We start from the raw sequence: 10409 nt of genomic DNA, 5'->3' as shown, positions 1-10409 counted from the left end.
AACATTATGTCAGTCGGTATATATACAAATGTGAAGCCAGCTGCCTTTAAAGGGCAGCTTTTCTTATGGAGTAATGAAAACGAATACTTCCCAATCCGGGTGCTATGTCTACTAGGAGTGCATGCAGCACACTCGTTCAGCGATAGAATAGATATGTTACAGATTGCATTTCTTCCTCAACTAACGAGGCAGGTTAGCTGAAGAAGGAATTTTCACATTTTTACTTGAATATATCTAGGAAAAGACTATAGATGGAGGGCTGTTTATGGCATTAGTTTCAATCTATACTGTTGGTAGGCTAAACCACCACTATGACCACCCTGCCTCTCGTGAATTTTTTCAAGTGGGAAATGAAGTATATCGTCAGGCAACTAAATCAGGACTTATAGAGGCGTTTTCACCTGAAGGAGTCCCTTTCCCTGAAGAAACCGTAAAGGGAAATGGTTCTCCTATTCTTACACTAACAGTATGGAGAAGCCTTCAATCATTATATCGCTTTACCTATTCAGGACAGCATAAGCAAGCATTACGAGATAGAAGCAGATGGATCGAGCCATATCCAGAGAAACACCTTTCTTATGTAGTTTGGTGGACAGAAAAGGTTCAGGATGTCTCATGGGAGGAGGCATTCAAGAGATACAACTATTATATTCAGCATGGTCCCACTCCTTTTGCATTTGACTTTAAGCATKCATTTGATGAAAAAGGGGAGACGTTCTTGTTGAAGTAGCAGGGGGGACCCTTTATTAATTGGGAAATTATCCATTGAAACTAATGGTGACGTTAAGGAGTAATACACCTTCCTGTGACATTTTTATCGCCATTTTTATTTATTCTAGAGGAAATTGTGAAGTATTACACTTCAACTATCGGGTGCGTTAGTTGAAGATCAATGAGCTGTATAGACGGCTCTTTTTTCTTGTTAAACTAACGCACTAGCTAGTTTAATAGTTAGAATAAAATCACCTATGATATTATTAGTTTTGAATTTATTAATAAGGGGGTTTTTAAATGACACCAGAACAAATTGTTAGAGAATTTTTTGAAGAGGTACGTTCAGGTAATAATCCTGATTACTCAAATCAATTAATGGCAGAACAAGTATTGGCACATCAAATTGTATCTGAAGTAGAACAAACAGTTTTGAGGACACCTAAAGATTATGCTGAACACGTAAGAGAAATGATTGAAGCATATGGTAATTTTTCTTTAGAAATTCAAGAATTTTTAGTACAAGGAAATAAAGTATATGTACGTTGGAAACAAGTAGGTAAACACGTAGGAGAAATCGATGGTTTTCCCCCAACGGGTCTGCCAGTAATTGAAATTGCAAGTGCTGTATATAAAATAGAAAATGAAAAAATTGCAGAGTATTGGATTCAGATTGATAGGTCAGGTATTCAAAAACAATTAGAAAGTAATAAAAATATTAAGTAGTTTATTTTCCGAACTATTTAAAAAATAAAAGTGCTACACAAGATTTTTCTTGTTAAACTAACGCAGCAGGTTAGCGTAAGAAGGATGTTAGGAAGATTTATAGAAACTTTTTTAAGATTAGTCTTGATAAGATGTTTGCGGTAACATTTACAGCATTAATCGTGTCATTCCTGTCGTTAAACCCAAAAAAATAACCCATCCTTGAGTTAGACGCAAAAGATGGGTTACTTCTCCATAAGTGAAGTTGTCAGCCATAGTAAGAAGAACCAGCTGCCTTAAGAGGGAGCTTTTTTTATGGAGTAATGAGGTGTTACTTCCTATTTCATACGACTTCTCATTTTGTAATCTCTCAACCAGAGTGGAAATCTCATCGTTAAACTAATTATTAAGACGATTAACACTAGAACCGCTGCAGACATGTCTGCAATATCTGCAGCATCTTCTACAATCGCGCTTGATTGAAGATACCAAAGATGGACAGGTAAGGTCCCACCTTGCGAAAGCAAGTTAAAGTCCCACATATTCCCCGATGTCCCCGTTCCACCAACAAGTAAAATAACAGCAGATTCACCGAAAGCACGGCAGGTGGCCAAGCTTAATCCAGTTAATATCCCACCCATGGCCACAGGAACGACTACATTGACAATCGACTTTGATTTGGTTGATCCTAACGCGTAGGATGCTTCTCTTAACTCGGCTGGAACAGCTTGAAGCGACACCTCTGTTACTCGTGTAATAACAGGTAAATTAAGCAACGATAAGGCAACACCAGCTCCTAAAATGGTTAAACCTATATTAAAGATATCTACAAATACAACATAGCCAAATAATCCAAATACAATCGAAGGTACGGTTGCTAAACTCTCAACACATGTTCGTATAAATTCAGTTAATCGATTATTTGGCGCGTACTCTGATAGATAAATCCCTGAACCAACACCAATTGGAATCGAAATGACCAATGAAATAAATAAGACGTAAAAGGAGTTAATCAGAAACGGCCCAACACCTCCTCCAGCTAAAATTTCATCTGGTAATCCAAAGAAAAAGTGAGGAGTCAGTTTTGGTAAACCCTTTGAAAGAATAAATAGAAGTAACGCAGCGATGAGAAAAAGAACGATCACTGTTAATATCCATAAGCTAATTGTCAGCATACGATCAACAAGGTATCTTGATTTTTTATTTTTTATCAGTTCGTTTGAAATACCACTTCTCATACTTATACCCCTTTTGGACGAAGTTTGCGGATTAGGACAATCATAAGTGACGAGATCATTAATAAAATGAAAGCCATCATGTACAAGGCATTACTCCATGTTGATCCAAATTCAACATCAATGATTTGGTTAACGATATTACTGGTAAGTACAGCGGTTGGTGTGACCAAATCAGTTGGTAGTTGTGCTGTATTCCCTATCACCATAACAACAGCCATCGTTTCACCAATGGCCCGAGCCATCCCTAGAATGATTGCAGTAAATATCCCYGATTTTGCTGCTGGCAAAACAATCCCAAACACTGTTTGAAATCTTGTGCTCCCCATAGCATAACTCGCTTCTCTTAGCTCCCGAGGAACAGCAGTGATCGCATCATCACTAATTCTTGAAATCGTAGGTAATACCATAATCGTCAAAACAATCGCTGCAGCTAACAAACCATCTCCTAACAGACTTCCAGTCACTTGTCTTAAAAACGGCAAAAGAATGGTTAAACCTAAGTAGCCATAGACAATAGACGGAATCCCCACGAGTAAATCCAAAACAGGCCGAATTATACGTTTTAGTGATTCTGGTGCGATTTCAACCGTGAATATTGCTAGTCCTATGGAAATCGGTGCAGCAAACAACAGGGTTAATGCGGTCAAAGAAAGTGTACCTATGATAAAGACGGCAGCACCATACTTTTCTTCATAAGGCTCCCAAGTCGTAGAAAAGAGAAATTCAGTCAGAGAAACATCATTAAAGACTAAAAATCCTGTCCGCCCGATAAAAAGAACAAGAGCGAAAAGAACAAGTCCCATGAAAAGTGCGCTAGTAAAACAGAAGACTTGAAATAATCGATTATTAAAGTAGTTAAGTTTCATTTTCTTCATTTGATTTTTTGCAAATGAAACATTTACAGTGGGTAGTGGATGTGCGATCTTTGCCATAAAAATCCTCCAAACTAATTTAAAGCCAGCTCTGATTAGAGCTGGCTTTCTATGTTTATGGTAAACATAGATTTAACTTAATTCATTGCACTAATAGGAATAAACTTTAGTTTCTTTAAAGAACCATTTTGGAATTTACTGCTTTGAATGAACTTAATAAATGCAGCTTCAGCACCTTTAGGAGTGCCTTTTGTCAATAAGTATCCATAACCCCAAATTTTATAGCTACCATTCACAACRTTTGTCGTAGTTGCAGATACACCGTTGAAGCTAAGAGCCTTAATATCACCTTTTACATAAGCTAAATCTGTATAACCGATAGCATTTGGATTTGCTCCGACATTTTTAACCATATCTCCATTACTGCTAACTTCTTTATAATTTTCACCTTTTGACATAAAATCATTTCCAGCTAAAGCCTTCATTTGATAGTTAACACGTGTACCAGAACCATGTTTACGATTTACTACAACGATTTCTGAATCGTCGCCACCAACTTGCTTCCAGTTTTTAATTTTCCCTGAAAAAATATCTTGAAGCTGTTTTGTTGATAAATTTTTTACCGGATTTGATTTGTGAGTGATTGTTGCAAATGGAATAACTGCAATTTTGTGAGCTTTTAAACTATCAAATGCGCTGAATCCAGGAACAGCTTTGGTTGCATCCCAGTCAGCTGCGCCTATTGTTGCTGAACCTTTCATAACAGATTGAGGACCAGCAATTGAAGAAGAACCTGATACCGAAATAGAAACTTTAGGATTAGCTTTTTTAAATTCTTTTGCAGCTTGTTGTGTTAAAGGTAATAAAGCAGAAGAACCTGCAACGACGATTTTCCCACTTGTTGCTGCCTGAGCTGTTGTTGTTATTCCACCAAAAGTTAAACCCACTGATGCGACAACCACTAGTGCCGCTGCTGTAAATCGTTTCAAGATATTCATTTGTTATTCGCTCCTTTATTTTTCGTTAATGCTTCAAATTGACCGTTTTTCCATACAACCACAATTTCGCCGTCTTCACCCGGTGTAGTCGCAACAAGTGACTTACCGTCAGGAGAAGTTGTGAATGATGTTAATTGAAGGTTAGTTTGAGCTAATTTTCTTAACCCTTTTGTATCTGTATTTACTTCGTAAAGTGTGCTCATGCTGTTTTCTTCAGCAACTAGAATCACTAGTTTTCCTTGTGGTGTTACCAGAGATGAAATAATGTCTTTGTTCTTAACAAGTACAGTCGTTTCATCCACTCCATATAAAATCTTTAACTCTGGAAGCTCTTCACTATCTGTCTTAGCACTTAAATACACGATGCCCGCATTTTTTAGGAACATAGAGAAAACTTTATTATCATTCGTCGTGGTCAATTGATCTGCTTTCACTTCTTTGCTCTCAAGGTCTATAGAGTAAATCTGAGGCTCAGTGCCAGTTAAATCGATAGAGTCCACATCTGTTTTGTCATCATCTGTATATTTTGTCGTTCCTTCTTTACCAACTACATACAGAACTTTTTTTCCATCAAAAGATAAATGTAAATCCGACTTGTATGTCAGCTTATCTTCAAAAACTTTTGTAACCTTACCATCAGTAATTGTCATATATGAAATTTTTTCGTTTTTATCTCCTTGAAGGAAGTAAACCTTTGTTCCATCAGATGACCAAACAAATTCAACTTTAAGTGAGTCATCTTCTGCATTTAAAACAGTATCCATTTTCGTTTCAAAGTCGACTAAATGCATAAATCCTGTTTCGTCCAAATAAACAGCTTTTTTGCCATTGGGTGAAACAATTAAATCTGTTGCATTAATTGTCCAGCTTGCTTTTTTAGTTTGGGTGTCTAATAGCACTGAACGATCATTATTAGTAACTAATAGTGTTTTTTCATTAATGAATTGTGGCGCAAACGTATCTCCACTTACTAAACCAGAAGTTGCAACAAATAAACTGCTATTTAACTTTTGAACATCACCTCCAAATGCAGTAACAATATCGTTCAGATCAGCGTAAACAATGCCTTTCACGTGGACAGGACTTGCTACTAACTTCATGGATGTTCCATTATTTTGTAATACCTTGCTTAATAATTTAAATTTCAAAGTTTTACCTTGCTTAGAAAGAGTGATTTCATTATTCTTTCCGATTGTTGGGGTTGCAGAAAATAATTTTGAAATATCTTGAACAGAATAAAGCTGTTTGCCGTTTACAGTGAACGTATTCACTTGTTTTCCGATACCGTCTACCATTAATTTGGAAGATCCAAGTTTAAAACTACCATTTACAGAGATTAATAGGTTTTTATCTGTTAATATATCTCCACCTAATGCTTTAACGAGGGGTGTTGCTTGGACAAATAATGTTTTTTGTTCTAGCTTTGCTGGAATCCCTAACTTACTTTTTTTACCATTCACTACATAAACATTGGAGTTTTGAGTTAACTGGATTGTTTTTTTGTTTTTCCCGATTCCTTTTGTAATCGTATATGTTTTTGTTTTTTGATTGTAAGTGATGGAAGCAGACATCATTTTAGCCAATTCTTGTACGGAGTGAAGCTTAATCTTGTTGATCTCAATAAATGAAACTGATTTTTCCATACCCTCAACTAAGACCATTTCTTTTTTTACAGTCATATTTTGTTGCACGACTGCAGCATGTGCTTCATTAATTGCTACGGGAGCAAATAAACTACCCGATAAAACAGCGGATACAATAAATAAACTAGTTACTTGGCGCTTCATTCTTTCTTCCTCCTCTTTTATAGTTCAAATAAAATAAATAAAAACCAGTAAATACCTCTCCTCCCAGTCTAATTACTCACTACTAAAGTCATTGTAGACTGGTTATATTAAGCTGGTGTGATTTTTTGTGTGAAAATTGTAAAAATATCATACGGATTTTATTAAGAATTACAGTAGCAATAGATTGTAAAAAGAATTGTTCCAAAATGCAAAATAAAAACGGAACAATCCTTGGGGAATTTTAATATGTGAAATGAGTTTCTTCTATGTAAATAGGCAGCATATCCAATACGACAGAGAGGGAGGGGGTAAGAATTTTGAGTCTTACATTGCAAAAAAAGCCCCTTCATCATGATGATGAAGGGGAGGAGGCTTGTTTATGATGCTTCTTCCAATTCGTTTGGATTAGCTGCATTCCAAATTGATTCTACCCATTGTGGGTTATCGATGAAAGGATTGCGGTTTCCTTGGATGCTGTAAATGACATTGTTGCGGTTTGCTTCGAATGCATCAACAGGATCCTGTTTGTGCCATTGTAGCAATATGGACAGTTTACCATGGTATGGTGCTGAACCATTGTTTAAATTGTTGTTCAGTTCTAAATCCACTTTATCTCCTTTTTCATAGCGTGTTGCCATGTAGAAGAGCATGCGAGCAACGTCGCCTTTGACGCTATCAGGTGGCTCGAATGAACTGCCTGTTTTTAAGCAACCATTACAGCCACTTACTGGACTTCCGCCGTTATCGAAGTCAAGGTTCCCTCGTGAGCTGTTAACTTGAACGTTGGTTGGTCGCAAGTGATGAATATCAGTACCTGGGCCGTTGCTTGTGCCGAAGTTGCCATGTGATTTTGCCCAAACGTGTTCCCGGTTCCAGTTGGTTGTGTTCCCTCCGTTATTGCTTTTCGGGCTTGATACTTTTGAGTAGAACAAAATGACGTTGTTCGGGTTGTTCGGATCCTCGTCTGTTTCGCGAAGAGCTGCCCAAACCGCGTCATATGATAGGACTTTCTGATTTTTTATGATATCGTGTAAAGCTGTTTTTAGCGTTTGACCTTGTTTACCTTCTGCATCTTTGTAATAATCACCAGCGGTAGGTGGGATTTCAGTATCTGATACAGTTACAGAGAAGCTTCCTGTTACTTCGWATTCGCCATCAGTTGCTGTAACTCCGACAATATACGAGCCTTCAGCTAGTGATAATGTCAATACGCCATCTGTAATTGTACCAAGTGTAGATGTGTAGGTTAACTCATCGTTATCCACATCTGTGAAATGTTCAGCTAGGTTTATGGTGATGGTTTGACCTGTTTTCACTGATTTGTTCGTGAATATATTTGCCAGGATTGGTGAATGGTTTGCATTCGGATCTGCAGGGTAGTCAATTACCTCGCCTTTTACGTTCGTATATGCGATTGTTTCAGGATTAGCACCGTTAATGAAAGTTAGGGCTTGAATGTTTTCAGCGCCAYGGATTTCCTTGACGTTCGGTCCATCCACCACAACTTTGGAAGCAATATTACCTTTGAAATCAAAAATTGCTTCTGCAGCTACTGGATTAAGTGTCAGTTTGTTCGACGAGAATCCTTGTCCATGAAATTCACCATATGCTCCTATTACAAAGAGGCCATCTGTGATTTTCGAAGAACTGTCCATCGTAACRGAAATACTTGGGTCATCGATAGTGATTTTATTCGTTTGTATATTTGTGAAATTGAACGTTTTTTCTGGTGTAATCGGTGTTACCTCAATCGGTTCTTCAACGGTTGAAAATGCAATAGCTGAAGGGTTTTTCAAACCAGGCTTTGTAAAGTACGCTGTCAGGTCACCTGAAATGTCCACTTGTTTTCCGATAAGTGAAGGGTTTGAGTTTAATCCCCAATCACTTCGGAAACTAGAAGTTACAGCTACGAAAAGCATGTTATTTACATTTTTCTCGTCTGCACGATCTGCAATAGCGAAGTTGAAATCGTCAGGCAGATTAGTTTTGGAGACATTTGTGGCATTGTTAATATGTCCGATAATATAGCCGCGAACGGTTGCTTTGCCGCTGTTGTTGGCAATGGCATCTGACACTGTCTTAACTTCTTCGGCTTTTGCCACTTGTAATGTGTAAGGTATGACCATACTGAGTAATAAGATGAAAACCAGTCCAAGGAGACTAGTCTTTTTACGTTTTAAGTAAGTCATTAAGTACGCTCCAGTCTATTTAAATTTTTTCTGGGTGCTTAGAAAATGATGTCTCCATCCACTTGAATGCCATCAAGGCTAACATTGTTTAAATCTAGTCCGGAAAGGTCCATATTGCCTTCAACTTGAATGTTCAAGAATGACAAGTTAGTTGAAGAAGTTCCTTTGATCACCAGGTCGCCTGTAATTGTTGCATGTTGAAGTAATTGAGCGTTTTCCATGGTTACTATAACATCGCCAATAAATGTTTTTGGTGTCTCAGCAGATCCAGAAAATTCTTCCGGAGTAACTTCAAATGGTCCAGTCGGTTCAACAGGAGCTTTAGCATCGTCCAAAATACGTTCTTCAATTTGTGGATTTACAGTACCTAATTTTTGAACATAGTCTCGTAAATTTTCCCAATCTGATAAACCTAAATCTGTAACGCGACCTTGGTCGTAAGCATTTTTGAAAATTGTAAAGCCGTCTCCACCTTTTGCAGTGAATGCGTTCGTCGCAATTACATAATCAGATGTTAAATTGATATCCGAGAAAGAGCCATCTGTGTTTTTGACTTTCATCGAAGTAACACGATTTCCAGCTGCTAGGCGGCTGTCGTAAGTAAATTTCATACCAGAAATATGCAAGAATCCACCGTTTTCGCCTGGTGCTAGACTGACGCTTTGTTCAAGTGCCATTTTGATTTCCGCACCTGACAGTGTCATGGTAGCGAGCGTATTACCGAATGGAAGGGTAGTCAACACTTCGCCAACTGTGATTGGTCCTGCGTCTATTGGATTTCGAATTCCTCCGCCGTTTTGCATTGCAATCACAACTTTGGAGTTATATTCTTTCGCTTTATCAAGCATGCCGTCAGTGATTAGATTTCCAAGCTTTGTTTCATTTGCCCGGACACTCTCCATACTAGTAGATCCAAGGCGTGGGTTCGCTAGTTCTTCAAGTGCAGTAGCGCCTGTAGGTTCATTTTTAATTGTGGCAACTTCATCAGCGTAAGGTTGAAGCAATTCTTTTGCTTGTGCATCTTCCGCTTTGCCAGCAGTTGCGATCAATTGTCCATTGTGCGCAGTAATGATACCTGATTTATCAAAAGTCACATCCAGCGTGCCTAAGAAATCACCATATTGGTAGGCTTGTACGATGATTGTTAAGTCCTTTGCCACACCATTTTCGTCTACTGCCACTTCGACAGGAGCTTTTAATTGTGTATGACTATGGCCACCGACTATTACATCAATGCCATCTACATGCTTCGCTAATAATTGATCGTTATCGAAGGCAGGATTATCATCAAAACCTAAGTGGGTAATTGCCACGATTTTGTTTACGCCTTGGCTTTCCAGTTCTTCTACTGCTTCATTTGCAGAAGTGATGTAATTTTTGAATGTCACATCATTAGCACTTGAAATTTGAACTGTTTCTTCCGTTGTCAAACCAAAGAATCCAACGCGCTGACCATTAATATTCTTTATAATCGTGTTGTACATTTTACCGCCGACCGGGTCAATACCAGTCGAATCGTTGAACAAATCTTTTAAGTTTGCATCTGCCGAAAAGTCCACGTTACTTGAGACAATCGGGAATTCTGCGTCTTTAATAAAATTAGCCAGTGCTTGATGGCCATCAGGTGATGAGCCAAGATCGAATTCGTGATTTCCAAGAGTCATGAAATCATATTTGGCCAAATTCATAAAAGCAAGGTCCGCTTGTCCCTGGAACTTGTTGAAATATAATGTTCCAGAGAAGACATCCCCAGCATCAAGTAACAATGCATCAGGTTTTGCTGCGCGAACTTCTTTAATGGCAGTTAAGCGTTTTGCAGCATTGTCTAAACGAGCGTGCGTATCATTGGTGTGCATCAATGACAACGTAAAAGGGTATCATTGGTGTGCATCAATGACAACGTAAAAGG

The 10409-nt window shown here is 38.1% G+C and carries 8 protein-coding genes and 1 pseudogene; 2 read left to right on the top strand and 7 right to left on the bottom strand.

The window, feature by feature from the left end:
- Nucleotides 1–265: 265 nt before the first annotated feature.
- Entirely contained in the window at nucleotides 266–730 is a 465-nt protein-coding gene (locus AC1DSB_RS08320) for a DUF3291 domain-containing protein (protein ID WP_477586414.1), read from the top strand.
- A 281-nt stretch (nucleotides 731–1011) separates the two neighbouring features.
- Nucleotides 1012–1437: an ester cyclase gene (locus tag AC1DSB_RS08315; protein ID WP_016428141.1), complete on the top strand. Its 426-nt coding sequence runs from the start codon at nucleotides 1012–1014 to the stop codon at nucleotides 1435–1437.
- Nucleotides 1438–1754: 317 nt separating this feature from the next.
- Here AC1DSB_RS08315 and pstA read toward each other — a convergent pair whose 3' ends face one another.
- From pstA to AC1DSB_RS08280, 7 genes and pseudogenes are all read right to left on the bottom strand, one after another.
- Entirely contained in the window at nucleotides 1755–2654 is a 900-nt protein-coding gene (gene pstA / locus AC1DSB_RS08310; RefSeq protein WP_477532022.1) for a phosphate ABC transporter permease PstA, read from the bottom strand.
- Nucleotides 2655–2656: 2 nt separating this feature from the next.
- Nucleotides 2657–3586, bottom strand: coding sequence for a phosphate ABC transporter permease subunit PstC (gene pstC / locus AC1DSB_RS08305; protein WP_477586412.1), 930 nt, complete (start codon nucleotides 3584–3586; stop codon nucleotides 2657–2659).
- Between the two features lie 77 nt (nucleotides 3587–3663).
- The gene (locus AC1DSB_RS08300; RefSeq protein WP_477532024.1) at nucleotides 3664–4524 is read right to left on the bottom strand and encodes a phosphate ABC transporter substrate-binding protein; all 861 of its coding nucleotides are present in this window, start codon (nucleotides 4522–4524) and stop codon (nucleotides 3664–3666) included.
- Nucleotides 4521–6311, bottom strand: a complete 1791-nt coding sequence (locus AC1DSB_RS08295) for a stalk domain-containing protein (protein WP_477532025.1) — start codon at nucleotides 6309–6311, stop codon at nucleotides 4521–4523. Before AC1DSB_RS08295 ends, AC1DSB_RS08300 begins: the two co-directional genes overlap by 4 nt.
- 377 nt (nucleotides 6312–6688) lie before the next feature.
- A complete protein-coding gene (locus tag AC1DSB_RS08290) occupies nucleotides 6689–7966 on the bottom strand; it encodes an endonuclease (protein ID WP_477586416.1) in 1278 nt (425 codons plus the stop codon).
- 126 nt (nucleotides 7967–8092) lie between these two features.
- A pseudogene (locus AC1DSB_RS08285) lies at nucleotides 8093–8437 on the bottom strand (DUF6359 domain-containing protein); the annotation flags it as partial.
- Between the two features lie 101 nt (nucleotides 8438–8538).
- Complete coding sequence (locus AC1DSB_RS08280) at nucleotides 8539–10356, bottom strand: bifunctional metallophosphatase/5'-nucleotidase (RefSeq protein ID WP_477586410.1); 1818 nt, start codon at nucleotides 10354–10356, stop codon at nucleotides 8539–8541.
- Between the last annotated feature and the right edge of the window lie 53 nt (nucleotides 10357–10409).

The sequence above is a fragment of the Paenisporosarcina sp. P4_E4_2 genome (genome assembly GCF_056401595.1).
The sequence above is the reverse complement of the archived record's forward strand: the minus strand, read 5'-3'. Positions and strand labels throughout refer to the sequence as shown.

Coding starts and splice junctions, on each gene's coding strand:
- AC1DSB_RS08315 (WP_016428141.1), top strand. CDS start 1,012: ATGACACCAGAACAAATTGTTAGAGAATTTTTTGAAGAGGTACGTTCA.
- pstA (WP_477532022.1), bottom strand. CDS start 2,654: ATGAGAAGTGGTATTTCAAACGAACTGATAAAAAATAAAAAATCAAGA.
- AC1DSB_RS08295 (WP_477532025.1), bottom strand. CDS start 6,311: ATGAAGCGCCAAGTAACTAGTTTATTTATTGTATCCGCTGTTTTATCG.
- AC1DSB_RS08280 (WP_477586410.1), bottom strand. CDS start 10,356: ATGCACACCAATGATACGCACGCTCGTTTAGACAATGCTGCAAAACGC.